This is a genomic window from Lentilactobacillus sunkii DSM 19904 (assembly GCF_001435575.1).
GTDB classification, from domain to species: domain Bacteria; phylum Bacillota; class Bacilli; order Lactobacillales; family Lactobacillaceae; genus Lentilactobacillus; species Lentilactobacillus sunkii.
In genome coordinates, this window is the sequence record NZ_AZEA01000019.1 from 1 (window position 1) to 25222 (window position 25222).

The following is a 25222-nucleotide window of genomic DNA, read 5'->3' on the forward strand; positions in this document are numbered from 1 at the left end:
ATTGAAATGACAATTAGTAAATTTGTTCAAAAATTAAGAGCAACTTAGTTGAAACGCCACTCTATCGCCATTCTGTCGCCTTTTAATACAATTTTTTTAATTAGCTTTCTGACAACGTCTGTTCTTTCTTCATAGGATCCTGTCTTCATAATCGTTTTAGCAGACTCCAAAGTTTCTCTGATTGTGCTGATTGACTCCGTATTTGTTTCATCGGTAATTTTCTGAACTCGTTCCTGAAGATTGATACGCTCCTGAGTCAATTGGTTAGCTTTGGTGTTAATAACGTCCAGTGGAACTGAACCGGCAGTGTATAGCTCCATGATCCTACCTAATTCATTGCTGATATCTCGTATGCGACGTTTTAATGGGGTGGGGTCGTCAATTACATGCCCATTAGCATTAAGCAGTTTGTCGACTCGTTTGGGGTCATATGCGAGCTCCAAGATTTTTTTCATAACTTTATGCTCCAAATCACTTAATACATAAGTTTTAGAGCTACATCGTTCATCTGGATTCAAGCCCTCCTTAAGTAAAGCGCTTGGCTTACGATGATGGCAAGTATAGTATCGGTTCAGGACTGACCTGTCTTTATGAGCCTTGCTAATAGACACATCAAACCATGAACCGCACAGACCGCATCGCAGCAATCCCGAGAGCATGTATTTTGCTCGGAATGGCCTAGGATTATTAGTCAGTTTTGCATTCTTAATTTGTCTAACGGCGAGTTGTCGTTGAGTTTCATCAAACACAACCTCGTCGACAATTGGCTTCTGAATCCCTGGATACCATTTCTTTCCATAGGCTACTTCACCGATATAAGTGCGATTGGTCAGCAGATACCTGAGTACATGATAGCTCCATGGTAATTTCCGGCCAACGTGACCGGCTGAATCATATTTCATTTTCAGCTTGTCAACACTATATCCATGATTGTAATCATCGAATATTTCACGCACAATCGGTGCAGTGATTGGATTGGGTACAAGCCGACTATCAACATAGTCGTAGCCGTAGGGGACTTGTGAACCATTAAAAAGACCAGCTTTGGCACGTCCAACTCGTCCCATTTGCATCCTTTGAGTGATCTGTTCTCTTTCGAGTTGGGCAAATACTGAAAGGATACCAACCATCGCTTTGCCGAATGCCGTTGATGTGTCGAAATTTTCATTCAAGGAAATGAAAGAGCAATCATTTTTATTGAAAACATCTTCAATTAAAAAAAGGGTGTCTTTTTGTGATCGTGAGAGACGATCCAACTTGTAAACTAGAACCGTATTGATGCGATGCTCTTTTACATCATCCATCATTAGTTGCATTCCTGGCCGTTTGATGTTACTTCCAGAAAAGCCGGCGTCTTTGTATACTTTAGCTACTTGCCAATCCTTAACGTCACAGAATTTGGTCAGTTTGTCAACTTGTTCGTCAATCGAATATCCTTCTTCTGCCTGACCCGGGGTTGAAACCCGTACATATATACCAACAATTTGTTTATCCATTTCATATCCTCCCTCGAAACCGAAATTTACCTGATTATGATAAACCTTTGTACCCTTGTGACCGTTCATTTTCCCTTAGGACTTTTCTCAATTCATTTAATTCAGATTGTTGCGACTTTTGCTCGTCGGTTAGCTCGTTCTTATCTTTGTCTGAAATCGATATTACATACTTTACCAGTTTTACAGCTTCTTGATAGTCTTCTTCGTTTTCAGGAACTGGATAATCAAACATGAAGAAAGAGTCATCAACACCGGTATCTCGCTGCAAGGCTTTGTAGAAGCTCTCTAGGGTCATGTAACTGGTTGGTTCATACATATCTTCAGTAAATTCTCTTCTCAATTTTATTTCCTCCTATGAACGTATGTTCTTTTCACTGTTAAATAAAAGCCCAAAAAGGGCGATTATTGAATTGCCAATAAATTAGAAAAATCATGAATCGAAAACATTAAGACTCCGGTAATATGTGAGGTGTTGATGTCGGTATTTTTAATCAAAATTGGATCGATTTGGATGTTTCTTGAAAATGGATAAAGAACAATTTCAGTTTTGTATTGGCCTACTCTCAACAAAGCAATCTCAGTGTGGCCACTTATATTCAGTTCATATTTTACGATTGAGCCATCATGGATATATTTAGTCTTATCCATCTTGTCGAACGTATTAAATTCCAGAACACAGGCATAATCGCCATTCTTTAAAAACGGATTATCCTTTACCGTGTCAATCAAAGTCATATGATAATGCTCTTTATCTTGCAGTGCATCCAAGATGTTAGCGATTGAAATTTGCTCCATTGTCTACTATCTCATTTCATTAAACTTTATGGTACAAGTTAGGGAAAGGGGTACTTGAGGTTGACCTACTCCCATCTATATAAACCCTAATTAACCCATGTCCGACAAATTTTACAGTCATCCGACGATCAATGCCATAATCGCCAGGACAAGCACCATGAATTGAGTATGCGTGCCTGCCAACCTTCCGCCAATATGTACTTTTTAGGTACGTCGGGGCTGATTGAGTAAATCCGCAAATCACTGAGTGAGATTTGGCTTTAAAAAACGCATGAGCTGAGAAACCCAACGAAGAGGAATATACATTTCTTGTGTGCCAGGTTCCTCTGACTGCACTGGGTGTTCCGTCCCACCAGGTATGTGCTGAAACGTTGGATGTGGTGGCTAAGGTACCCACGGTTCCTAGTGATAATGCTGTAATAGCAAGTGCTAACGAATTCTTAAACTTCATGATTCCCTCCATTACATATTTTCTAATGCTTGTGTGGTTGCGCTCCGAGGTTCCCATAGTACCAGTACAATCCTACTCCAATAAGTATTGCAAAGATGATCATATACGGGTACGAGAAACTTGTCAGGATAATGCCGACGAGTAGAATACCCCAAAAGTATTTAAAGAAAACCGCAGTAGCCACTCCCATATACATAATAAATAAAATTAAAGCAACAATCCCCAAAATAATGATATTGATCACCCCTCCAATAATTTAATTTATAGATTTGAAATGGTACCCATACATGAGTCCCACGTGATGCAAATACTCTATTTGAATGCCGAGATCATCGGCAATCTCATAATCTTCATCAACGTGTTGGCGTTCAATCTCTTTAAGTTTTGCTTTGGATATGCAATGTTTCATTCCCCAATTTCGTGCTCTGTTCTCTTGTTGATAATTGTTTCCAGCCCAATAATCCGTGATATCCCCCGAGGATGTCAAAGCGTGTCCAATCTCTTCATATAACCATTGTAATTTCTCTTTATCGGACAATTCTTTGTTGATCATAATTTTCCCGTTTATCGTTAGGCCATCTAATCCATCGGGCATTTCCATGAATCGATAATCAAACTGAGGATACTGAGCCATTAATTGGTCGATACTATCCATAGGCATCAGTCCTTTTTATCTTGATGTTCTTTCAGGTAACGTGCTTTTTGAAATTCAATGAACTCCTGAATGCTTTTTTTCTGTTTATCTGTAAGGTTGTCATCCATATGAGCGGCAACCGTCAGATCATCATTTGTTTTGCGGCCAAGGAGATAATCAGTTGTTACATCAAAGATGTCAGCAAACTTATTTAGTTCTTCAGCAGAAACTCTGCGAGTTCCACTTTTGATTTTGCTAAATGCAGTCCTGTCCATTCCCATGCGACGAGCAATTTCCGCTTGAGAGAGATCCGACATATCCTGTAGATAGGATATTCTTTTTGCTAATTCTTGATCTATTGACGATGTCACATTCACACCTCCTTGTGCGCTAAACGCACTTTAAGAATAGCATATGTGCGATAAAAGAAAAATAAAATGTGCGAAATTGGCAAATTACCATTGACTTTGCGAATATCGCACGCTATACTTAGTTCATAAAGTTGCTAATATCGCACAGAGGAAGTGATACATTGGAAACCAAGGCAATTGAAAAACGGAGTATTAATTTGACATATGTACGAGAACTTCGACAAACAAACCATTATTCTCAAGCGAAGGTTGCAAAAGTATTGGGTTTGAATAGTCCTGACAAATATACTCGTAGGGAAAGTGGAGAGTACAACTTTCAGGCGGATGAAATCTTAGTTCTTTCAGAGTTATATAAAATTCCCATGGAGCGTTTTTTTAAATAAAATGTTGCTATAATCGCACAAGTTGAAAGGATGGTGTCTTAATGGAGCAAGAACTAATTGAGATCTTGATTGCTTTAAATGGCATTGACGTTTCGAAGAAAAAAGAAGCCAGTGAAGCTATGCTCGCTGGCGCGACCAGGCTAACTGAACTGGCACACAAGATAAGCAAATAGTTTCTGAATGATTCACATCGAAAGGAGGTGAGCAAATGAACTACGAGCAGAAGAAGCGATTAATTATTGATACATTGAATTTAACGCCGGAACAATTTGAAGCCATGACAATGCAGGATACCCGTAACGAGCGGTTAAACAAACTAACCAGTATGGCAATTAATCAATGTGACAAGGAATTAGAGCAGGAAACAATCGAACTTCAATATGAATTGCTCTAACTTTACTTTATCAATTTAGATGGAAAACGTTTGAACAAGAGTTTTCGAGGGGGTGATCAGAGTGAAAGATGAAAAATTTGCCAGGCAGCTGAGCGATAAGCTCCAAGGCATTAAAAAAATGAAGAGCTTTGCCCAGGCTGCCGATAATGTTCATCTTGCGAAGAGTTCCTTAAGTAATATCAAATCTGGTCGAAAGGGAACTAGCAAGGAAGTTCGGGAATCAATTGTAAAACGGCTCTGGTCGTTGAAGATGGCACTTTCCTCTGGCCGTGCTGATTACGGCATTCCGTCATTCTTAAATGATAAGAATATGCGTCTTAATCCATACGTGACGGCATACACACAACGTAAGGAGGAACAGGAAAGACGGAACGCTGAGATTAGTTATTTGCAGGCGATTTCAAAGATTCCTGAAAAACGAACAAGTGAGGATCTTCAAGCAATTGATACGTACTTCAAGGAGTATCTAGAGGAAATTGGTTCAGAAGAAACTGACTTTGATGTGAAGGCCAAAGATGCAGGGCTGACCGACCAGGAAGTCCAAGATATTGTTTCAGAGTATAACGACCAACTCGGTGGTTAAGAAAGATAGGAGTGATAGTAATGATTCAAGAAATCCACAGTTTTCGTCATAAAGTTCAGGGTAATGACCATTGGATGACCGATGAAGAGTTTCGTGAGTATAACCAGAAACATCCGATCGCAGATGAATCGATTCTGAAATTCATCATTGATCTTACAGCGAAACACAAGGAGAACCATGGGAAGAGGGATGCAGGATGATTACTTTTACAATCAGTGGCATTGTTTTTTATTCATTTTTCTTAGTGATTGCCTCAATTGTTTTCAGCAATCCAAAGAAGTATTTTGACGGCGGTTTATCGAAAGGAGATCTCAAAAATGGGATTAAGAAGTATTTTGAGCAGGTTAAAGCAGACATTCGAGAAATTCAAGGCAAATAAAAAGACAGTCATGAGCGGCCACTCACAACTGTCTAGGTTGAGCATTGAACAAAATATCTTTCAAGACAATTCTAGCGCGAGTTTGCGTCAGGTACAAGCACGAAATGGAGGTCATCAATTATGAAACAAATTAAACTGATCAGCATCTCTTATCACAATTTCAAGGGTATCCAAGATTTTCAAATCGAACCGGATGGTAAAAATGTCAACATCTCTGGTAAGAATGCCGTTGGGAAAACAACCTTGTTTGATGGCTTCTTATGGTTACTATTTGGAAAGAATAGCGCCGAATTATCCAAGTTCAATCCAAAGCCCTTAGATGACAGTGGCAGAGAAATCCTGGGATTAGAGCCAGAAGTGGAAGCAACCTTGGATATTGACGGTAAGACCACTACTTTACGCCGGAAACTAAGTGAGGTTTGGAGCAAGCCGCGTGGTCAAGCCGAAAAGATTCGTAAATCGGATAAGACCGAGCTGTATGTTGATGAAGTCCCTTACAAGCTGAAGGATTACACGACATTTGTAAATTCGATGATTGATGAGGATTCTTTCAAGCTTCTGACTAATCCCATGGCCTTCAACAATCTTAAATGGCAGGAACGTCGTGAGATTCTGCTGTCACTGATCAAAGACGTGAATGATGATGCGGTAATCAAAGAGACCAGCCATCCAGATGAATTGAAACAGATGCTTGGTGATCACACCGCTGAAGAACAACGCAAGATTATTGTCGCACAACGCCATAAGTTAAGAGCTGAAATTGATGGCATTCCTGCCCGGATCGATGAGGCTAACCGTGCCATTCCGGAGACCTCCAGCACTTCCAAAGAGATTCTCGAAGAGATGCTGAAGACTTATCACGAGCAGCTTAATGAAGAGCAGGCCAACTTACAAGCGCTCAGCACTTCAACCGGTTCACTGGATGCACGGAACAAAAAAGCCGAACTGGAAACTGAGTTAAATTCCAAACAGGCTTCTTATCAATCTGGATTCCGGTTAACTATTAATAGCTTGCATGATGATTTGTCAAAGCTGAAGATGCAACGGCATAATTTACAGTCCGAACTCAATATGAATCAGCAGGTTCTTGATCAGCTTGGCCAGACACAAGCACGTGACATGGACACCAAACAGAAGTTACTTGACGAATACCACGAAGTTAATGGTCAAACATTTGATGAAGAATCATTGACTTGCCCAACTTGTGGCCAAGCTTATCCAAAAGAGAAACAGGATGAGTTGCGCGAGAAGTTCAATACCAATCGTTCCGAGCAATTGGCGACCATTATTCAAAATGGTAAAGAGATTGCTAATCGGATTAAAGATGAATCGGCCAAAGCGACTGCCTTATCCAACCAAGTGGCAGACCAGGAGACTCAGCTAAAAACACTGACTGCCAAAGTTGACCAGGTCCAAGCCGAATACAACAAGCGCGAAAGTGCCATTGTCCCGTTTGAGCAAAGCAATATGTACAAGGAACTGCAGAAACAAATTGCTGAATGTGATCAACAGATTCAATCCGGATCAGGCTCCAATACTGAAGCTAAGCAAGTCGTCCAAGACAAGATTGATAAAGTCAACCAAGGAATTACCGACGTGACTAGTGAGATTGCTAAGTATGATACCGCTGACGCCCAACAGAAACGCATGACTGAACTCAAGGACGAAGAGAAGCTGCTCAAACAAACTTATTCAGAGCTTGATAAGAAGTCATTCATTCTTGACGAATACGTTCGTACAAAGGTTCAGGTACTTGAAAAACGCATCAATTCGATGTTTGGAATCGTGAACTTCAAGTTGTTTGAAACTCAAAAGAACGGCGAAATAAACGACGTCTGCGAGGCGATGGTCGATGGTGTGCCTTACAGTACCGACCTCAACAACGCGGCCCGTATCAACGCAGGATTGGATATTATCAATACCTTATCCAAGCACTATCAAGTAACTGCGCCAATCTTTATTGATAATGCTGAATCAGTGAACCAGATCATTCAGACGGATGCACAACAAATCAAATTGATCGTTTCAAATGATGAAAAATTAACCGCAAAAGTGGGGGAGTAAATCATGAAAAATGAAGTTAGTTTAAACGCCGTTAGTAATTATTTTGTACCACAGATTGAGAATCAACTTCGCAAGAGCGCCCTGGACATGACACCTTATCAGAAAATGTGTGTCACTGGTGCTATGCAGCAAATTTACCAGGTGATGATCGATAACGAGATGGACCCTAACGAGACTCGCAATAACATCTCTGATATCTTGCTAACTGTCGCTGCTTTACAGCTTAATGCCAATGCTGAACCCCGAGAAGTTTACTTTCAGACTCGTAACTTCAAGGATCGTCAAGGCAACTGGCACAAACAGATTGAAATGGGCATAGAGGGCGATGGTAATGATGCTTTGCTGAGTCGTTTTGGTCGCAACGTGGCCTATGTCCATCCATTCTGGCTGGTCCGTCAGGGTGACAACTTTGAATATCCCAAACATATGGGTATTAAATTAACACCACCGACGTGGGAACCAACCGGTGACACGGATAAGAAAGTCATTCGGGTCGTTTATCCCATTGATATGTATGTGGGTCCAGATTATGGCAATGACCAGGAACGTGAAACCACTACCGAATATTTCATTACTGAACGTGAGCAAGTCAAGAACAACCTATTAGCTCACATGAGTAACAACCTTATGCGTGAAAAAGACAAAGCTGAACGGCTCAAGCAGATTAAGGAATTTGCCAAAGATCACACATTAGACGAAATTCTCGACAGTGCCGAAATGATTAGACTAGGTAAGATTTCACCGGCTTGGAGAGAGCCTCAATCACGTGAAACCATGATTATCCGGAAGATGCGTAACAATATTGTTAAGAAGATTCCCAAGGACTTCAACAACGGTCTTGTTCAACTCAAGTATGAAGAAGCCACTAATGATTCGCTGAAACAAATGCGTCGTGACGTGACTGAAGAAGCCAACACGGAAGACTTTGACGAAGCAGTCCAGGACAAGCAGCAAACTGCTGACCAAAATGGCGAGATTGTTGACCATCCTAAACCGGCTAAAGTACCTGAGCAACCAGTAGAAACGCCGAAAACCCCAGAAGCTCCGGTAGCCCCTAAAGCGCCAGAACAGCCAACTGTACCAGGTCAACCCATGGACGAAGGTGATCCGTTTTGATCAAAGTTAAAGTCTTTGGATCAGGCAGCAGTGGCAATGGCTACCTGGTAGATGATGGACAGTCACAGTTGATGATTGAAGCCGGAATTCCATTTAAGAAAGTCGAACCAGAAATGAATTTTGATTTTTCTAAAGTGGAAGGCATGCTGATTTCTCATGAACACGGTGACCATACGAAGTATTTATCTCAGTTCGTTAAGCGGACATCGTTTCCAATCTATGCGACCAAAGGGACTTTCGATTCTTTAGACATGGCAGGAGCTCGTTATGAGGCCATGGACAAGCTCGAACCTGTTCGGATAGGTACTTGGACCGTGATTGCGTTTCCGGTCAAGCATGATGCTGCAGAGCCGGTTGGCTTCCTGATTATCAGTAGCATGGGAGAACGGCTATTGTATGTGACTGATACTTACTTCGTTAAGTACAAGTTCAACCACATTGATTACATGTTGGTTGAGATGAACTACAGCAATGAGATTGCGACCGAAAATGACCAAGAGGGATTGCTGAACCACGGGTTACATAACCGGATTCTTACCAGTCACTTTGAAATGAAGAACAGTTTGGACTTTATTAAGCACAATTTATCACCGTCACTCAAATGGGTGGAGCTAATCCATTTGAGTGACAACAACAGTAACGCTGAACTATTTAAGCACAAGACACAAGCATTAACTGGTGTGCCAGTGATGATTGCTCCCAAACGTTCCTGGTAAGGGGTAGCTAAAGGAATCATATGCCTGTGAGGGAAAGCAAATCGGATGTTGAAACAATTAAAACGATTGGAGCAAAAGGGGACTATGGCAAGACTAATCAAAAAAACTCGTGAAAACTATACGAATGTTAGCAACCAGTTGGTTCGTGATCAGCGTCTCAGCTGGAAAGCTCGTGGAATCTTTGTCTATTTGTGGAGCCAAGCAGATAATTGGCAATTCTATGTTGGCGAAGTTCAACAGCATGCCACTGATGGTAAAGATGCATTGCAATCTGGTTTGAAAGAATTGGAAAAGTTGGGTTACCTTCTGAGAAGAACGAAATTTACCGATAGCGGGAAAATCCGCGGAATCGACTGGATTTTGTCTGATTTACCCTCAAAGGGAAATTCCCTCCAAGGGGAAACACCTCCAAGGGAAAAGCCCGCACTAAGAACTAACAACAATAAGAATTATCAACAACAAGAAATAACAACTACAAGTAATAAAGAAGAACATAGTCCGGCTAAAGCCGAACGGAGTTTTCCTTGGGAATCGGTTATTGATTATTTGAATGAAAAAACAAACAAGAATTATCACCACACCGATGCCAACAAGCGTCTTTTACTTGCTCGACATAAAGAGGGCTTTACAACTGATGACATGCGTCGTGTGATTGACAACCAATGTTATGAGTGGTTGAACGATACGAGTATGAATCAATATTTAAGACCTTCCACACTGTTTAGAGCATCGAAATTTGAAGGTTACTTGAATAACCGTGCAACGGCAACACATAAGCCACAAACAAGGAAGGACTGGTTTGGATGATGAAACCCATTAATCTTAAATCTGATATTAACCGGATCATCACTGATAAGCATATAGACGTGAATCACTTACCAACCAAAGAACAACGTGACCAATGGTTCATTAAAATGGCTTTAAACAAATTGGCTTACCAAAAAGTTCACCAGTTCTATCGGGCTTCCGTTTGGTCAGGTAACAAGCCTTTAAGGTTTACCTTCAATGATTGGGATGTTACTAAGCAAGCCAATACCGCACAAGCTAAAGCCTTGGGGAATCACGCATATAAGCTCGCAAAACAGCTTCAAATTAACGACTTTAATGTTGTCTTAGCAGGTGACAGAGGCGTTGGTAAGACTTCACTAGCACTTGCAATGATGTCGCTTCTAATGGATGCGGGAAGAAGTGTGATGTTTGTATCAACTGCCGAATTGCTGCACCTTGTAAATGAAAAGTACAACGATGACGGCATCAAAATCCGCCTTCAGAGCATTACTGCCGCGATGAAAGAGGTTGAAATCCTGGTCCTTGATGATTTTGGAACCGAAGGTGGGATGACTGGAAATATCAAGCCTGTCCACAAGGATTTACAGAATATGATGTACCAGGTGTCGAACGCACGAGTGAATTTTGAAAAAAATAAATCTCGAGGTGCAACGATTATCACTACAAATAACAACAAGCAGGAGCTTAAACAGATGTACGAAAACAAATTAATTGATCGAGTTTATCCAAAGAATCCGAATCATCAATTGCTATTTGACAAAATGGAAGGAGTACGGAACGTATGAGTGAAAAATGTAAATTATGTGGTGGCACTGGTCGAGTATACGTGGACCTTGCCTTTGGATACACAGTTGAGGCATGCCCTAATTGTAACCAGAAATATCGACGAAGGATGGAGAAAAAATTCGGGGAAGCATTGTCTAATTGCACGAATGCTCACCATTCAGAAGAGTCCGACGCAAAGAAACAGGTTACTCAAGTTCAGAATCAATATTTGGTCGAGTAATCGGTCAGACTGAAAGAAAATACGATAATCAAAGAAGGATAAGGGAAATGTATAAAGCACTTGAATTAGGAACGGGCAAGCTGATTGCGATTGGGGAACATAAGAGCGACGTGTTCCGGCATCTTCAGGCCAATCACCCAAGCTTAAAGATTACGAAAAAGTACAGCCACAAGGGAAAAATCCAGAAGATTTATGACAACCCGATCAAGATCATTCAAGATCGGATGACTCCGGACGATGTGGCGTTGATAAGATACACGAATGCTAGGCATCCGGAACTTTTGGAGAAATAGGAGATGACTGATATGGATCAACTAATCAAGATTTTAAATCACAAAGGGAACATGGTCGTCAGTGGCCGGGACCTATACGACTTTCTGGGTATCAAGACACCGTATACGCAATGGATGGAACGAATGATCAGTTACGAATTTGAGGAAAACGTTGATTTTGCCGTGATTAACAAAAATGTGAAAGACGAGAGTGCCTTTGGTAATGTCCGTAAGATAACTGACCACGCCTTAACGTTGGACATGGCGAAAGAAATTGCCATGATCCAAAGAACTCATAAGGGTAAGCAAGCTCGTCAGTACTTTATTCAAGTTCAGAAAGCCTATCAACAACAAGCACGCTTACCTAAAACGCCGGATGAGAAGATTCATTTGCTGCTCGAAAACAGTGATCAGGTTAATAGGCAGGTTAAACAAATTGATACACGGGTTACCAAGCTTGAAGACGACCAACCAATTGCACCTGGTGAATACAGTTACATCGGTACACGCGTGAAGCATGCAGTTAACGAGTATGTAAGCGCCCATCACCTGGTTTTGAACAACAAACAGCGTAGCAAGTTGTATCAAGACATCAATCGAGGAGTCGCGGAAGTTACTGGTATCAAGACCAGGACACAACTCCGCAAGAAGGACTTTGATGTAGCTGACGAATTTATCACAAATTGGGTGCCTTCAACGGCCACGCTGCAAATCATTAAGCAGTTGAGCGGGGTTTCTGAAGGACAAACTGAACTGGTATGAAGGTGATCGTATGAGGCACAGAGATCGGGATCGAATTTTCAAAACATTTGTGCAATGGAAATTAGGCTATCCAACGCAGATTGATAAGATAGCAGCTGGTCAGTACATCGTGCAGACAGATGCTAATGTGGCAACATTCTTGTATGACGTTCATGGCGGCTCGATTCAAGTTGTTAAACGGGATGCCGTACGTCAATTGAGGTGATTAAATGTTCGGCAAGCTAACCGCAATTCGTGGAAATCAAATAACTATTCAACTGGACAATGAACTTAATCACTACAAGCTTGCGAAATGGGCAAATGGGAAGCAGCCAACGGTAGAACTGCATGTGGATGACAGTCGAATGATTAGTCCTGATCAACGGAGGAAGATATTCGCTATGCTCAACGATATGGCTCATTACTGTGGGTATGAGGCGCGAGACATGGAAGCCGAGATGAAGTTTCAATACTACATCAAGACTGGCTCAGAAGAGTTCTCAATGGCAAATTGCACCATGTCTCAAGCAAATGAATTTCTCACGTTCTTGCTCGATTTCTGCTTTCAATTTGGAATCCCGTTTAAGACGCGCACCTGGGATATGATTCCAGATACTTACCCGAAAGCGATGCAGTGTTTGCGTCACCGACAATGCGTTATCTGTGGGAAACTTCACAGTGATATCGACCACTTCACTCCAGTGGGAATTGGGTCACGGAAACTGGTAGACCATCGTAAATTGTACTTTGAGTGCCTCTGTCGTGAACACCACCAGGAAAGACATCAACTTGGAGCCAAGAGCTTCATCGCAAAGTATCATATCAAGCCTATCAGGCTATCTGAACAAGATTTAATCAATTTGCACATTATGACAAGGAAAAGAATGAATGAAATAGACGAAAGGATAGAACAAAATGAAGAACAGCAAACCAGAATTAGCATTAACAGGGATCCTATATAATTTTGAGCAAAAGTTTGGCAAACAGTACGACGTTCGTGACAGCCTGTTTGGCTTCTATTTGGCACAGGATGCCGTTGCACAACATTTGAGTAAAGAGTCATTTTTGAAGTTTATGGAAACACAATATAACGACGCTCTTGTGGGTCGAAAGGAGGATTTTCATGAAAAAGTATATTCAGATTAGATCAGATACCGATGAGGACCAGTTCATTGAGATTATTGGTGAAGACAAAGTGACTGGCAAACCTGTTTCGAGTGGCAATACCGTCTACATGCCAAGTGGAATGCACAAGCAAATCTTTGATATTCCATATCGTGCTATTACTGGCCGGTATTACAGCAAAGATGAACTTTGGGATAAGTACGAGGAGGAAGTCAGGCCATGAAATCAAAACAGGAAATTATAGATGGTTTGGTTGACGAGCAAGCACAACTGAATGTCAAATTCCTAAAACTAGCGATTGATATGAACACTATAGAGTTTGAAGATTTAGAGAGTCAGCAGAAGGTTTTACTTAACGCCCAAAAGAGCACTCTTGAAACTTACAGCATGATTCTAGTCGCTCGGCTTAATGATCTAACTAGGGAGGACTAACATGAGCAGAGAAATTAAGTTCCGTGCTTGGGAGAAAGAGACAACTGAGCCATTCCCTTGGAAGGGCGCTGAACAGGATGAATGCATTTTAAGCATTGATAACGATGGAACTATTGATGCAAAGTCGCTAGATGATGTTTGGGGTGACCATGGCGAGCATTCTGAATGGGTTGATCATGATGTGGAAGTTGAGCAATTCATTGGGCTACAAGACAAGAACGGCAAAGGCATCTATGAAGGCGACATCATCAGATTCACTGAAGAAGACACAGCTTCATTTGTCGGGCCAGTTGAGTACATGGCGGATGATGACTACCCGGCGTTTGATATTCCAGACAAATACATTCCTGAAGGATTCTATATTGAAAGCAACGTGATTTCGAACGGCGTTGCTCGAGGAATTCTTGAAGTCATTGGCAACGTTCACGAAAATCCGGATTTGTTGGAGGTAAAGAAATGACAAAACGCTACGCATTAACTTATGAGTTTAATTGGAATCAAGGATTCACAATGGCAAATGTTAATGTTTACGATTCTGGATCAGAAGCGTTGAGACAACTCCATGTTCTTTGTAGAAGAATGTTTCCAGAAACAAAAAATATGAAAGAGGTTTCTCGCATTCCAAAGGACGGTGAGGTAACTTGTGGATTCCCATTTAGAGGAATTGCCGCACGTTACTTAACTGATGCTGAGATTAAGATATACAAGCTTTATGGTAATCAGTCTCTAATTGATCAAAAACAAATGATGATTGTCTCGCCGGTTGAGGAGGCAGACAAATGAGTGAAAAGGTGAAGGTACCACAATGGTTCAGCGAATGGTATCTAGGAATTGATACTGAAGGGTTTGGTCTTAGTGCATCACGCCAGCAGATGGCTCTATACAAAATTGCTCGCCAAGATTTTGGTTACAATTTTTATGATTCAATATCAGACGAAGATGATGACATTGTCGTAACTTCGGTAGAAAAAGCAGTTGATTATGTTGAAAAACACCGAGTGGAACTTATTCGGGCAATCATTGATGGATATGAGGTTAAAGAGCCAAGGTATCTTATCAAGATTGTTCCAAATAGATTCTTGGCAATGTATTGGTCGCATGGCGAAGCAGTCTTATACACAACGGCACTTCCATATGCGGTTTCAAACCAACCGAGTCAAGATTATCGATTCAAATTCACGGAATCTGACTACCGGGAACTATGGAACCATAACATAACTTGGCAACCATTCCTGCCGCCGTTTGATGAAACTGATCCACATTTTGAGAAAGTGAGTGATGATAATGATTAAGGCTGAATTACCTATATATATCACTAATTGGATTGATGATTATTTTGACTTCTTCGTAAAAGGGCAAGGACAGTCAGAAAAGAAATTCTATTTAATGATGATCCGTAATGTTTGTCAGATTGCACTTGGTGAATCGGATAATCCTGAGCATGACAGAATTAATCGGGTTGGAAAATTCATCATTGCGCATCCTGATCAGTGCATTGACGAATTACTGTTCAAACTGTCGAAAGCGAGTGATGAAGATGGATGATAAAGAATATTTCAAATTTTTGCATTCGGCTCAAAAGTGCAAGGACAATGGATTTACCACCGATTATCAAATGGGTGAGACCTATGATGAGTTTCAGATCAGAATTAAAAATCGACAGCAGTTCTCAAGAATGGTTATCAAATTATTCTTGAATGAGTTCAATCGACGGCATCATTCACATATGACCGTTAGTGAATATTTAAAGTAAGGCAAATAAAAAGCTCCCGTTTCCGGAAGCTGGTGTTACATATTTAGCTCGACACTTAATTATATAACGCTATCAAACTGAAAATAAAGGGGCCTAGGGATGAAAACGAGAACGAAAAGAATAATCGAAGAATACTTACGAGAATATCCAGAAACGAACCGTTACCTCAAAGAACGTACCTTACAAATCATTTATCCATACAAAACGCCTGATGAAAACGTGGGCGGCGGAAAACCTCAGTACAAGTACGATGAGTCGGTGGTTTATACGGCAATTAGTTTGAAAGAAGACAAGATCCTCAATACCTTAAAGCATCACCGAGACATCATTGATGATTGTCTTGATGATTGTGGCGAGGATACTCAAATGATTATCTCCGAGCTGTACTTCAAGCGTCATCAACAATACACAATGGATGGCCTAATTGCGAATGAGCTGATTCACGTTAGTCGTACCCAAGCATTTCGATTGAGAGATAAGTTTATTCAAGAAGTTGCCGAAGGTTTGGATATCTATGATTTGTCTGATGTTGTGTAATTGGGATTAATTTGGGACTTTGAGGGGGTATAAGCGCTCTAAACTGGTAATGTGGGACTCATCGGATGATGGTTTCATTTTTTCTCCTTTAGGGGTGGTTGTAACGTACATACGAAGAGGGCGGCATCGCCGTGTTGGGTTCGATTCCCAACCAACCACTTTGTGCTTTGATTAGCACACCTTCAATGTTTAACTTCAAGCGGGCTGCAGTCTGGCGACGAGATATGGGTTCAATTCCCATTTGCAGCTTAACTCAAATGGCGGAATAAGTAGACGCTACTAATTGTGATGGGCAACTTGGTTGTTGTGGCTTCATAATTTGGAGGCTGGACATATAGCTCAGTTGGTAAGAGCGCATGCCTGATAAGCATGAGGTAACGGGTTCGAGTCCCGCTATGCCCACTAAGGCCATGTTGGGTGTAAATCCCAGCTTTGAGTATTGAATATTTTGTAAATAATGGGGGCATGTAACGTGGAAACTTTAATCAGCTTAATACTTATCCTGTTGCTGCCTTATTTATTTGCTGAGTACGGCCATAAGCAAGGGTGGTGGCACTAATGTCACCAATGCGTCGAACCGCTTATGGTTATGTCTGCACAACAGAAGAACAAATTGAACGCAAATTAGATCTTGAACTTAAGAAGCGTCGTGCTAAACAGCATGGCGCTTTTCGTTTACACAAAAAGGAGAAAAGACATGTTAAAAAACAACGATGAGGAACATTTGCGAAAGGATCAGGACTTCATACCGGTTTATCGCGCAGCAGAATCACGGTTATTCATTGATGGTCAGGAAATCAGTCACTTCTCACCGGATAAACCGATGTTTGGGATTAAGAATGGCCGATTGTTGATTACTTTGCTGATATTAAGATATCAAAATTGGGGAAAGATCATGCATGGCCATACTTTTAAAATTGTTTCTCCAGTCGATGATTCGAATGAACTTGTGATTTCTGGCAAGTACGATTCAGCCAAGGCATCAACTGATGGAGATATCATTTTTGATGGGACTGTTCCAGCGGTTACTATCTTGTTTGCCCTTGTTGGAGGATTCCAGGTAGATTTTGAACCAATTCCTACTAGGGATGTTATCTCATGACCAGCATATCTGGATTTGAACGTTTAAAAGTGGGACAAGCAAAGCCACTTAACTAAGGAGTTTGAGAGAAACATTGAGTAAACATAATAAACATACTAAAAGTCATAAGAAATCAAAAATCAAGGAGCGCAAGCGAAAAAGCTTAGCTGCTAGAAAATTGAATGAATTTAAACTAAAGGAGAAAAAGTTTAATGACATACGTTAGTTCAGTCAAAAGAGAAAGCTTCAATGGCCTTTTGGAAACCATTAACCATGGGGATGCACGTATTCAATTGCCACGACACTTCCAAAAGATCAATCTTTATAAAGATGATGATAGGTGGAGGAACTCCAAGGTCTATCAATTTAATAACGGTTTGTACCTTCAAGACGCCAATGCCGACGGAAAGATGTTATATGACCCATTGATTGATAGTTACAATAATTACCAACCTAACGCCCTACAGATTCATCTAAGTTCCCAACATCAACGTTATCTTGTAGAAGAACTGAATATTGCTAGTGGCCGAGATGGTTCTGAACTGGGGCGGATTATTGCTGATCAAAACATTAAGCGAAAGTATGTCACAATCAAGAATCTCAATCGTGGTTTCATCAAATCAATTAAGAAACACGAGAAGAACATCACCGTGATCAAAATGTACGACGGCTCAGAAGTGCGGTTGTTTACGTTGCCCTCTATGAATGGCATGGCACACATTGATGATGAGTTTTGGAGTTAACGACAAATAAAAAGGCTCCAACTAAGGGAGCCCCAGGCCAAGTGCCTATCTATTTGTCAGAATGCACAACGAAGCACATTCGGTGCTTAACACCTGTGATTTAATAATACTACAAAGGAGAAAAAATATGACAGAAAGAGAAAATTCGGATTATCAACGAATTGTTGATGAACTGGCTAAGCTTAAACCAGAAGTATCGAAGATGATTATGAGTGATAAGGTAACTACTTCGGCAATTACACAAGAATTAAAAGACGGGGACATTGATAAAGCTATTAGCAATCATGCACAAATCATGGCAAAAGCTTATGACCAATTCTCCAACATTCCTTTGATTGGTAGCAATTACGACTACCTGTTATTTATTATGTTGAAAGAAGTTTGGGGCGATATACCAGTACCATATGGTTCGAATAACTTCGTCCAATAAGTTTAACGGCTGTCTTTTACCGACAGTCATACATATTGAATTCTTAAGAGGTGAAATCACAAATGGCTAACACTGGAAAATCACATAAAAAATACTGGCTATCTGATGATGGAATTTCGATTATTGCATCAATGGCCCGCGACGGCATGACTAGCGAAGGAATTGCAAAGAAGATAGGTATTGCGTCTTCAACGTTTTACAAATGGCTTCACGAAAGCCCTGAATTATCGGAGGCGGTCATGGCAAACAAAGAGATGGCTGATAGGACTGTAGAAGCTGCCCTCTATCAATTGGCAACTGGCTTTAATTATTATGAAGACAAAGTCAGTGCCAGTGGCAAGCGTCTCAAACATGTTGAACAACACGAATCGCCAAACATCACTGCAATTAAAATGTGGCTGAACAATCGGCAACCAAAGAAGTGGCGTGATAAGCGAGAGATTGAGCTCTCAGGGCGGGTTGATTCATCATTCGATAACTTAGGCACGGATGAGTTAATCAAGCACCTGGAGAAGCTGGAAGGTGATAAGGATGGCTTGGAACCTGAATGATCCAAAAGAACAAGCAGAGTACGGCATTGAACTGGCTCTAGCCCGTCGACAGTACGAATATTATTTCACTTTATCGCACGAGAACCGTTATAAGCTTTATCCTCACGTTAAGTTGATTTGCTCTTATCTGCAGCGAATCATCAATGGGGAAAAGCTTTTTTTGTGCGTTGAGATGCCACCACGTCATGGTAAGTCAGCCAGTATCACTGAAACATTCCCAAGCTATTATTTGATGAAGAATCCGGATAAGGAAGTCATGATGGCCGCCTATTCAGAGGACTTATATACAAAGTTTGGCCGTAAGAATCGTGACAAGTTCCAGGTGTATGCCCCACAAATGTTTGGCTTGCAACTATCCCAGCAAACCAGTTCTGTTTCTGATTGGGGTATTAAAGGTCATAATGGCGGTATGTATTCGACTTCAATTCTTTCTGGTGCTACTGGTCGTGGTGCTGACCTGTTGATTATTGATGATCCAATTAAGAACGCGCAGGAAGCTATGTCAAAGACGATTCGTGACAAGATATGGGAAGAATGGCAGTCAACTTTCTCAACCCGATTACATGCTGATTCATCCTGCATTGTGATCATGACCAGATGGAGTGATGATGACCTAATTGGCCGTCTGCTTAAACAGAACGCTCGGCCATGGATTGAGCTTAAACTACCGGCTGTATGTACTGATGCTGATGATTTGTTAGGTCGAGAAATTGGCGACACACTGGCACCACAAGCACCACTTAGATACGACAAGGCATGGGCAGAACAGACCAAGAAAAGTGTGGGAACTCGTACTTGGGCAGCTTTATATCAGCAAAACCCTATCCCTGAAGGCGGTGGCGTCTTCAAACCGGACTGGTTGCGTTATTATGTGCCGAATGAACAGATGAAACATCAACTAGGGTTAGATGATAGTGTGGCAATCTTGCCACGCTTTTTTGATACTCAGGTACAGTCTTGGGATGCCACGTTCAAATCACGAGAGAATGATGATTACGTTGCCGGTCAGGTTTGGGCCTCACGTGGTGCTGATCGTTATCTACTACATCGAGAGCATGCCCGAATGGACTTCACACAGACGCTCAATGCCATCCGGCGAGTTACCAAAATGTATCCTAAAGCAACACGTAAGTTCATTGAAGATAAAGCTAACGGTCCAGCTATCATTAATACCCTACAGCACGAGATCGGTGGCATTATTCCGGTTGAGCCTCAAGGTGGCAAGGAAATTCGAGCATACGCAGTTACAGCACAGTTTGAGGCTGGTAACATTTATATTCCACATCCGAGCTGGCGCCCTGAAATTGGTGACTATATTACTGAATTAACCAGCTTCCCAACAGCCGCCCACGATGATGAAGTTGATAGTACAACCCAGGCTTTAACGTATATGGAGAAGTCTAATAACCTATTTGCCCGATATGGAATGTGAGGTGAGATTACTTGGCAAACAAACGAATGAAGAAAAAACAGAGCCGTCAAGATTCATTGGAAGCCAAAGTGAAGATTGCCGATAGTATGGCTGATGATCATAGCGCTTCACCAAAGAGTTACAGTAATTTGGTACCTAATGGGGTTACACGTCAATTAGACGACGCACAGATTCAAGCACTAGACCACGATAATCACATAGCTCATATGGTCATTACAATGCCAACCACTGACATGACGCGCAATGGCTGGGAGTTTACCTCAGATAACGAAGACTTGGATAGTATCATTAATCAGAAGCTTAAAGACTTAAACAGTCAGAATGTCTTTGCTCAGTTCTTAGCTGACAGGCTTAAGTGGGGCGACTCATTTATCGCAATCGGTGGCATTGAGGGGCAGAAGATCGATTCAGATCAACCACTAAATGAAGATAATCTACTTGACGTCCAATACATCCAGGCTTTTGACAGACGGATTGTTGGCAACATCATCACTGATAAGTGGCCGTTTAGTCCAACATACGGCAGAGAGGCCAATATTCAAGTTTCTGTCGGCAACTCTGCCTACGACATGGCAGCTAATAAACAAACTGATAACGGACTGATGAAGACCATTGATGCCTCACGGTACATGCATGCTGAGTATGGCAGGGATGAAAGCGACGACCAGGGTCATTCACTATTTGAGACTATCTTCGATGCCGTGAAGCTGGTTGATACAGCCAATTGGTCAGTTGGACAAATCATGAACGATTTGTCGTTCAAGACCTATTCATCCAACAGTGTTGATACAGCCAGTGCGGATCCAAAGCAGCTAGCCAAGTTAGCCGGTGTCATGAGTTATCAGTTCACAACTGAATCCCTGGCATTAATTGGTGAGAATGACCAGGTTGCAAAAGTCGGTACTCAATTATCTGGTGTTGATTCACTAATCAACTTTATGTGGGACAATCTATCAGCGGCAACTAATATTCCAAAGACCGTTCTACTAGGTCAGCAATCTGGTAAGGTATCTGGTACCCAAACCGATGTTCAGAACTACTATTCCTACATCAAGTCTCAACAAGAAAACGTCTTACGCCCATACTTAGAGCGTTTAGTGCGGTTACTGATTAAAGCTAAAAAGATTGGGAACACCGATCCTGACAGTCTTGATTGGCAATTAAATTTTAACCCGCTTTGGGAACAAGATTCATTGACGAATGCTCAAACTTCTCTGGCAAAAGCACAATCTTTAGCTCAACTTGTTCAGTGTGGTGCATTAGCCCCAGATGAGGCTCATGACGCGTTCCTGGATACCGACAAGGATAATGCCACCAATGCATTTACAGGTGACTCAGCAGACACTATAAAGCCATTCAAGGAGTTGACTGATGATGAAAAAAACGAGTTGGTCAACAAATACAATGGCGAGTCCAAAAAACATAAGAGTTGGTTCAAAAAGCTGTTCAAGTAGGTGATGTTATGGGTAAGTTAATCAAGATTCCTAAAGAGCTGTTGCCACGCATTGCACCTACTCGATTCTGTTATGGTTTAGAAGCCCGTTATCAGAAATATCTGGATAACATGCTGAAACAATGGTTCAAAAAGGCCGACCAGATTTGGAAGTATTCAATTATTCCAATCTACAAGCAAACTGCTATCTACCAAGATGATGATAGCAATGACAACGTGGCTGATCAGCTTAAGGCTTCAATGCAGTATCTTGAGGTTCAACTGGAATCTGGGATGAATGACATCGTGGTTGAAGCCTGGGTTAAGCAGTTCATTAAAGACGTTGATCAGTGGAGTTACAACGGGCTCAAAATTCAGATTGCTCCAAGAGGTATCGACCCAATCTCTACGGACCGCTTCTTACGCCAATACACCCAAAGCAAGATTGCTGAGAATGTCAGTCGAATTACCACTTTGCATGATCAATACGCCCAACAAGTCGAATCCACCATCTTTAATGGTGTAACCAAAGGCCAGGGCACTCATGAGATAGCACAGCAGATTTATAAGATTGATAGTGCCACTAGGGAGCATGCTGAATTAATTGCTCGTGATCAGACCGGCAGTATCCTTGGACAGATCAACGCTCATCGACAACAAGAAGCGGGTGCAGATTACTACATCTGGCAAACAATGGAAGATGCACGGGTTCGGGAAGCTCATCAGGAACTTGACCAGACCTTACAAAGATATGGTGATCCTGATGGTGGTGATGGAGGAATGGTTCCTGGCGAACCAATTCGTTGTCGTTGCGTCGCTTTACCTGTCTTTGAGGATGAGTTAGAAGAATACAGGAAACAAGGCTTATTAGCAGCATAAAGTGACTAATGCTCAGACACATGGTGGTGCAAGCCCACATAGTCACGTTACTAGGAATGGTTAGGCGTTCAGCGATGAACGCCTTTTTTCATGTCTCAAATTCCTAGCAAATATAGAAAAAGGGGATCTTAGTATGGCACAAGATAACAGTTCAACACCCAGTGTGGCTCCTGTTGATGAAGTCTATTCGAGTGATCTATCTCAACGTGCAAAGCAAGTGTCTCAACACTTTGGCAACTTGCAATTGACCAATCAACAGAAGAACTTCTGGATTGATCATCCGAATGACTGCACTTACTACGAAGACAAGGCATATCAAGTAAAGCCAGGAGAAATGCTTGCTGATGTAGCTAATCACTTCGTACGTGGCTCTGAGCAACTCCGTTGGTACAACGGCATTGCCCGATACCGGAATCTGAAGCCGGGTCAAACTATTTATGTTCCAGATCGCTACTTCATGGTTCCATTGGGCGAATAGGGGTGACAGCATTGAAAACTGTTACCAGATATGACCGAATGGCCATCATGGATTCGGCAATTGATGACGATGGTTTTCTCAATATTACTGCCTGTCCAATTGCCAAACCAGGTGTTTTTCCGTATCGCTTTTCTGACGGATCGGAGCTTATGGAAGCCAAACTACCGGATGATATTTTTTCACCCGGGACTGTCGAGTCGGCCAATTCAAAACCCATCACTAACGATCACCCTAATGAAACCGTAAAACCTTCTAACTACAAGAAATACGCCGTAGGGATGACTCATAATGACGCAACTAGCGATGGTCGACATTTAAAGGTATCAATGACAGTTGCTGATCAACATACACTTGATCAAATTAGGGATGGCAAACATGAGCTGTCCATTGGCTTTCTGGCTAATGTTGACGAAAATCCTGGTGAATTTCAAGGAACTCGTTATGACGCTTCTCAAAAGAATATCAAAATCAATCATATTGCCATTGTTGACTGTGGGCGTGCTGGACATGATGTCAATCTATTTGGTGATTCCGCTGAGATGGTGCAAGACGATAAGAAACAGAATGGAGGGAATCAAATGACTAAGTTAATGCTGGATTCAGGCGACGAAATCGAACTTGAATCTGAAGCTGCGAAAAAAGTTCAAGCCCAATTTAAGACATATAAGCAACAAATTACCGATGCCAAAGAACAAGCCAAGAAGAGCAAGCAAGAAGCCGAAGAATCTGACAAAAAAGCCAAAGCTGCTAAAGACGACAAGGACAAGGCCGAAAAAGAAGCCAACAAGTCTAAAGCTGAAGCTGACGCTGAAAAGGATAAGGCAAAGAAAGCCAAACAAGATGCTGCTGACAGCATCCAGAAGGCCGTTAAAGCGCGTCTATCCCTTGAAAAACAAGCTAAAAAGGTTCTTGGTGACTCTTACGACTTTGAGAGCAAGGACGATAAGCAAATTAAAGTTGATGCAATCAAGCAATTGAATGACAGTTTTGATGATAAAGGTAAGGACGATGTTTATATCAACACGTACTTTGACGCGATGCAAGATATTGCTGAGACTAAGGGCTTTGATAATGCTGGTGGCGAATTCCATAAGGATGGCGCCGACGTTAAAGAAAACAACTTGGATTTGTATGATAAGAAATTTGGAGGTGAAAAATAATGCCTAATTTCATTCCACAAGGAACTGGTTATGTATCTGGCCCACTTGGTGCCGGAACCATTGCCACCAACCAACCATATGTTGTGAACACGGACCACGCAGGTGATGTAACGCCATTTGGTGTGGCTGTTACGAAGTCTGGCAATGTCATTGCTCCAGCCGCTGATGGTAAGAACGTTTACGGTGTTACCTTAAACCGCTATTACATCCAAAGCTGGGACTCACGCGACACTGAACAATGGGATGCAAAGGACGAAATTCCAGTTATGCGTTCTGGTGCTGTCGCTGTTCAAATAAGCGCAGATGTTAAAGCTGGTGACCCAGCAACGGTTGGTGCAGGTGGTGTCTTTAAGACTGCTGCTGATGGTGATACGGTTGTTGGTCAATTCTTAGATGACGGCAAATTCAATGCTTCATCAGTTTCATCCACCGACTTTGGCCAGGTATCTACGGCCCCAGTTCAACTAAATTTGGGTGGTGCATATGCAATCACCACACCAGCGAGTAAGTGATGTCGTTGGTACCGCAACGGTCGGTAACGCGACTGCAAAATAGAAAGGAAGTTAACTAATCATGGCAATTGTTTGGAAGAATGGCGATGTGATTTCCGCCGACAAGCTCAATAATATGCAATTAATTTATTCAACGACTGATGTTAAGACCAACGATGCTACGGATTTGCCTGATGGTGCTGTAACTTTGGACCTTAATGGCGATCTGTATCAAGCAGCATCCGGTAAGCAAACTTTGTTAGGCTCATTTAAGGGCCCGCAAGGAGACAAGGGCGACAAGGGTGATACTGGCGACGCCGGAGCCGCAGGCCCTGCTGGTCCTAAAGGGGACACTGGTGCCGCTGGCCAAGATGGCCTAAGCGTCAAGTCTGGCACAATTAATGAAGATAAGAACGGTGCTGTTACTGGTGCTACTTTGAAAATGTCAGATGATTCAACCATCAACTTGACTCTTAACAAAGCGACTGCCTAGTTAGCAACCACAAAT

40 protein-coding genes and 1 tRNA gene are annotated in these 25222 nt (G+C 41.8%); 36 read left to right on the forward strand and 5 right to left on the reverse strand.

All coding sequences use genetic code 11. The annotated features are described in order from the left end of the window. Window positions 1-44: 44 nt before the first annotated feature. The 5 genes from FD17_RS09695 to FD17_RS09725 form a co-directional block, all read right to left on the reverse strand. Window positions 45-1496, reverse strand: a complete 1452-nt coding sequence (locus tag FD17_RS09695; protein ID WP_057825991.1) for a recombinase family protein — start codon at window positions 1494-1496, stop codon at window positions 45-47. A gap of 34 nt (window positions 1497-1530) precedes the next feature. Continuing rightward, the gene (locus FD17_RS09700; protein WP_057825992.1) at window positions 1531-1836 is read right to left on the reverse strand and encodes a hypothetical protein; all 306 of its coding nucleotides are present in this window, start codon (window positions 1834-1836) and stop codon (window positions 1531-1533) included. 62 nt (window positions 1837-1898) lie between these two features. Then, window positions 1899-2291, reverse strand: a complete 393-nt coding sequence (locus FD17_RS09705; RefSeq protein ID WP_057825993.1) for a hypothetical protein — start codon at window positions 2289-2291, stop codon at window positions 1899-1901. A 707-nt stretch (window positions 2292-2998) separates the two neighbouring features. Further along, on the reverse strand, window positions 2999-3397 hold the full coding sequence (locus tag FD17_RS09720; protein ID WP_162256777.1) for an ImmA/IrrE family metallo-endopeptidase: 399 nt from the start codon (window positions 3395-3397) through the stop codon (window positions 2999-3001). A gap of 5 nt (window positions 3398-3402) precedes the next feature. After that, on the reverse strand, window positions 3403-3747 hold the full coding sequence (locus FD17_RS09725; protein WP_057825997.1) for a helix-turn-helix domain-containing protein: 345 nt from the start codon (window positions 3745-3747) through the stop codon (window positions 3403-3405). 161 nt (window positions 3748-3908) lie between these two features. On the opposite strand from FD17_RS09725, the gene FD17_RS09730 reads away from it, so the two are divergent. The 36 genes from FD17_RS09730 (at window position 3909) to FD17_RS13200 (ending at window position 25207) form a co-directional block, all read left to right on the forward strand. Next, window positions 3909-4130 carry a helix-turn-helix domain-containing protein gene (locus FD17_RS09730; protein ID WP_235803208.1) on the forward strand — a complete coding sequence of 74 codons (222 nt, stop codon included), beginning with the start codon at window positions 3909-3911 and terminating at the stop codon, window positions 4128-4130. Between the two features lie 41 nt (window positions 4131-4171). Continuing rightward, entirely contained in the window at window positions 4172-4303 is a 132-nt protein-coding gene (locus FD17_RS13515) for a hypothetical protein (RefSeq protein WP_268872141.1), read from the forward strand. Window positions 4304-4338: 35 nt separating this feature from the next. Next, window positions 4339-4524, forward strand: a complete 186-nt coding sequence (locus FD17_RS09735) for a hypothetical protein (RefSeq protein ID WP_057825998.1) — start codon at window positions 4339-4341, stop codon at window positions 4522-4524. A 61-nt stretch (window positions 4525-4585) separates the two neighbouring features. Further along, window positions 4586-5107, forward strand: coding sequence for a hypothetical protein (locus FD17_RS09740; protein WP_057825999.1), 522 nt, complete (start codon window positions 4586-4588; stop codon window positions 5105-5107). 20 nt (window positions 5108-5127) lie between these two features. Continuing rightward, the gene (locus FD17_RS09745; protein WP_057826000.1) at window positions 5128-5307 is read left to right on the forward strand and encodes a hypothetical protein; all 180 of its coding nucleotides are present in this window, start codon (window positions 5128-5130) and stop codon (window positions 5305-5307) included. Continuing rightward, on the forward strand, window positions 5304-5486 hold the full coding sequence (locus FD17_RS09750; RefSeq protein ID WP_057826001.1) for a hypothetical protein: 183 nt from the start codon (window positions 5304-5306) through the stop codon (window positions 5484-5486). Before FD17_RS09745 ends, FD17_RS09750 begins: the two co-directional genes overlap by 4 nt. Before the next feature lie 120 nt (window positions 5487-5606). Continuing rightward, the gene (locus FD17_RS09755; protein ID WP_057826002.1) at window positions 5607-7550 is read left to right on the forward strand and encodes an ATP-binding protein; all 1944 of its coding nucleotides are present in this window, start codon (window positions 5607-5609) and stop codon (window positions 7548-7550) included. A 3-nt stretch (window positions 7551-7553) separates the two neighbouring features. Further along, on the forward strand, window positions 7554-8666 hold the full coding sequence (locus FD17_RS09760; protein ID WP_057826003.1) for a hypothetical protein: 1113 nt from the start codon (window positions 7554-7556) through the stop codon (window positions 8664-8666). Next, a complete protein-coding gene (locus FD17_RS09765; RefSeq protein WP_057826004.1) occupies window positions 8663-9382 on the forward strand; it encodes an MBL fold metallo-hydrolase in 720 nt (239 codons plus the stop codon). The genes FD17_RS09760 and FD17_RS09765 overlap by 4 nt, the downstream gene beginning before the upstream one ends. Before the next feature lie 45 nt (window positions 9383-9427). After that, window positions 9428-10189, forward strand: coding sequence for a conserved phage C-terminal domain-containing protein (locus FD17_RS09770; protein ID WP_057826005.1), 762 nt, complete (start codon window positions 9428-9430; stop codon window positions 10187-10189). Continuing rightward, complete coding sequence (locus tag FD17_RS09775) at window positions 10186-10956, forward strand: ATP-binding protein (protein WP_057826006.1); 771 nt, start codon at window positions 10186-10188, stop codon at window positions 10954-10956. The genes FD17_RS09770 and FD17_RS09775 overlap by 4 nt, the downstream gene beginning before the upstream one ends. Window positions 10957-11224: 268 nt before the next feature. Continuing rightward, a complete protein-coding gene (locus FD17_RS09785) occupies window positions 11225-11470 on the forward strand; it encodes a hypothetical protein (protein ID WP_057826008.1) in 246 nt (81 codons plus the stop codon). A 12-nt stretch (window positions 11471-11482) separates the two neighbouring features. Continuing rightward, window positions 11483-12211 carry an antA/AntB antirepressor family protein gene (locus FD17_RS09790; RefSeq protein ID WP_057826051.1) on the forward strand — a complete coding sequence of 243 codons (729 nt, stop codon included), beginning with the start codon at window positions 11483-11485 and terminating at the stop codon, window positions 12209-12211. Between the two features lie 10 nt (window positions 12212-12221). Next, window positions 12222-12416: a hypothetical protein gene (locus tag FD17_RS09795; RefSeq protein WP_057826009.1), complete on the forward strand. Its 195-nt coding sequence runs from the start codon at window positions 12222-12224 to the stop codon at window positions 12414-12416. Window positions 12417-12420: 4 nt separating this feature from the next. Beyond that, on the forward strand, window positions 12421-13152 hold the full coding sequence (locus FD17_RS09800; protein WP_057826010.1) for a putative HNHc nuclease: 732 nt from the start codon (window positions 12421-12423) through the stop codon (window positions 13150-13152). After that, window positions 13106-13336 carry a hypothetical protein gene (locus FD17_RS09805; protein ID WP_057826011.1) on the forward strand — a complete coding sequence of 77 codons (231 nt, stop codon included), beginning with the start codon at window positions 13106-13108 and terminating at the stop codon, window positions 13334-13336. The genes FD17_RS09800 and FD17_RS09805 overlap by 47 nt, the downstream gene beginning before the upstream one ends. Next, window positions 13314-13538 carry a hypothetical protein gene (locus FD17_RS09810; RefSeq protein ID WP_057826012.1) on the forward strand — a complete coding sequence of 75 codons (225 nt, stop codon included), beginning with the start codon at window positions 13314-13316 and terminating at the stop codon, window positions 13536-13538. The genes FD17_RS09805 and FD17_RS09810 overlap by 23 nt, the downstream gene beginning before the upstream one ends. Beyond that, the gene (locus FD17_RS09815; protein WP_057826013.1) at window positions 13535-13747 is read left to right on the forward strand and encodes a crAss001_48 related protein; all 213 of its coding nucleotides are present in this window, start codon (window positions 13535-13537) and stop codon (window positions 13745-13747) included. Before FD17_RS09810 ends, FD17_RS09815 begins: the two co-directional genes overlap by 4 nt. Window position 13748: 1 nt before the next feature. Continuing rightward, the gene (locus FD17_RS09820; protein WP_057826014.1) at window positions 13749-14207 is read left to right on the forward strand and encodes a YopX family protein; all 459 of its coding nucleotides are present in this window, start codon (window positions 13749-13751) and stop codon (window positions 14205-14207) included. Beyond that, window positions 14204-14530 (forward strand): hypothetical protein, encoded by a 327-nt coding sequence (locus FD17_RS09825; protein ID WP_057826015.1) that lies wholly within the window; start codon window positions 14204-14206, stop codon window positions 14528-14530. Before FD17_RS09820 ends, FD17_RS09825 begins: the two co-directional genes overlap by 4 nt. Further along, complete coding sequence (locus tag FD17_RS09830; protein ID WP_057826016.1) at window positions 14527-15039, forward strand: DUF1642 domain-containing protein; 513 nt, start codon at window positions 14527-14529, stop codon at window positions 15037-15039. The genes FD17_RS09825 and FD17_RS09830 overlap by 4 nt, the downstream gene beginning before the upstream one ends. Then, the gene (locus FD17_RS09835) at window positions 15032-15292 is read left to right on the forward strand and encodes a hypothetical protein (RefSeq protein ID WP_057826017.1); all 261 of its coding nucleotides are present in this window, start codon (window positions 15032-15034) and stop codon (window positions 15290-15292) included. The genes FD17_RS09830 and FD17_RS09835 overlap by 8 nt, the downstream gene beginning before the upstream one ends. After that, entirely contained in the window at window positions 15285-15500 is a 216-nt protein-coding gene (locus FD17_RS09840; RefSeq protein ID WP_057826018.1) for a hypothetical protein, read from the forward strand. Before FD17_RS09835 ends, FD17_RS09840 begins: the two co-directional genes overlap by 8 nt. Window positions 15501-15599: 99 nt before the next feature. Beyond that, window positions 15600-16037: a transcriptional regulator gene (locus FD17_RS09845; protein ID WP_057826019.1), complete on the forward strand. Its 438-nt coding sequence runs from the start codon at window positions 15600-15602 to the stop codon at window positions 16035-16037. 328 nt (window positions 16038-16365) lie between these two features. Next, a tRNA-Ile gene (locus FD17_RS09850) sits at window positions 16366-16439 on the forward strand. A 295-nt stretch (window positions 16440-16734) separates the two neighbouring features. Continuing rightward, the gene (locus FD17_RS09855) at window positions 16735-17139 is read left to right on the forward strand and encodes a hypothetical protein (protein WP_057826020.1); all 405 of its coding nucleotides are present in this window, start codon (window positions 16735-16737) and stop codon (window positions 17137-17139) included. A 191-nt stretch (window positions 17140-17330) separates the two neighbouring features. Continuing rightward, a complete protein-coding gene (locus FD17_RS09860) occupies window positions 17331-17861 on the forward strand; it encodes a hypothetical protein (protein WP_057826021.1) in 531 nt (176 codons plus the stop codon). 127 nt (window positions 17862-17988) lie between these two features. Beyond that, window positions 17989-18291, forward strand: coding sequence for a hypothetical protein (locus FD17_RS09865; RefSeq protein ID WP_057826022.1), 303 nt, complete (start codon window positions 17989-17991; stop codon window positions 18289-18291). A gap of 62 nt (window positions 18292-18353) precedes the next feature. Continuing rightward, complete coding sequence (locus FD17_RS09870; RefSeq protein WP_057826023.1) at window positions 18354-18842, forward strand: hypothetical protein; 489 nt, start codon at window positions 18354-18356, stop codon at window positions 18840-18842. Next, window positions 18823-20274 (forward strand): phage terminase large subunit, encoded by a 1452-nt coding sequence (gene terL, locus FD17_RS09875; RefSeq protein WP_057826024.1) that lies wholly within the window; start codon window positions 18823-18825, stop codon window positions 20272-20274. Before FD17_RS09870 ends, terL begins: the two co-directional genes overlap by 20 nt. An 11-nt stretch (window positions 20275-20285) precedes the next feature. After that, window positions 20286-21728, forward strand: coding sequence for an anti-CBASS protein Acb1 family protein (locus tag FD17_RS09880; RefSeq protein ID WP_057826025.1), 1443 nt, complete (start codon window positions 20286-20288; stop codon window positions 21726-21728). 8 nt (window positions 21729-21736) lie between these two features. Continuing rightward, a complete protein-coding gene (locus tag FD17_RS09885) occupies window positions 21737-22585 on the forward strand; it encodes a phage minor head protein (protein WP_057826026.1) in 849 nt (282 codons plus the stop codon). Window positions 22586-22718: 133 nt separating this feature from the next. Next, window positions 22719-23063, forward strand: coding sequence for a LysM peptidoglycan-binding domain-containing protein (locus tag FD17_RS09890; RefSeq protein ID WP_057826027.1), 345 nt, complete (start codon window positions 22719-22721; stop codon window positions 23061-23063). Between the two features lie 11 nt (window positions 23064-23074). Next, on the forward strand, window positions 23075-24223 hold the full coding sequence (locus FD17_RS09895) for a DUF2213 domain-containing protein (RefSeq protein ID WP_057826028.1): 1149 nt from the start codon (window positions 23075-23077) through the stop codon (window positions 24221-24223). Next, complete coding sequence (locus FD17_RS09900) at window positions 24223-24735, forward strand: structural cement protein Gp24 (protein WP_057826029.1); 513 nt, start codon at window positions 24223-24225, stop codon at window positions 24733-24735. Before FD17_RS09895 ends, FD17_RS09900 begins: the two co-directional genes overlap by 1 nt. 61 nt (window positions 24736-24796) lie before the next feature. After that, window positions 24797-25207 carry a hypothetical protein gene (locus FD17_RS13200; RefSeq protein WP_057826030.1) on the forward strand — a complete coding sequence of 137 codons (411 nt, stop codon included), beginning with the start codon at window positions 24797-24799 and terminating at the stop codon, window positions 25205-25207. Window positions 25208-25222 lie beyond the last annotated feature (15 nt).